Annotated in this window: 1 protein-coding gene; it reads right to left on the reverse strand. The window is 58.9% G+C overall.

Annotation, left to right across the window (positions count from 1 at the left end):
- A partial coding sequence (locus AC1DZC_RS20255) for a hypothetical protein (RefSeq protein ID WP_477044537.1) occupies positions 1-534 on the reverse strand: 534 nt, incomplete at its 3' end.
- Positions 535-560 lie beyond the last annotated feature (26 nt).

The raw sequence follows: 560 nt of genomic DNA on the forward strand, positions 1-560 counted from the left end.
GCGCTGCAGCGCCTCGGTGACCGAGCGGTCGGGGAGCGCGCCGATATCCTCCGACGAGATCGAGTCGCTGACGATTTCCGCATTCTGCTTCAGCGCCTGTGCCGTCTTGAGGCTCTGGCGGATGCCGGTGACGACGATATCCGTCTCATCCTTCGACGGCGTGTCCGACGTTGTCTGTCCGGACGCGTCCTGAGCGCCAGAGGCGGGCTGAGCTGAATCCGTAACTTTGGGAGCCACTTCGGCTGCCCAGGCCGGCGTCGCCATCGAGAAAGCGCAAAGCGCTACCATCGACACGCCACTTCTCAGCGAACGGCCGATTCCGCCGCGATTCGCGATTCCATCAATGCGCGCAAGGTCACTCATCAGACCGTCCCCCTCCTGTGTTACCGCTACCAATTTTTGGTGCGATTTATTCTTGGCTATCTTCGTAGCTGCGGTCATGATGCCGTATCGGACATAAAAAGCAATAGGCGCCGCCGCAAAAAAAGTCTCACGTGAGACATTTATGACAGATATGTGATCGGAAACGCTCATTGTCTGCGGTGAGGCACAGGGAGGGG

This window comes from Cellulomonas sp. P2_B4, assembly GCF_056404795.1.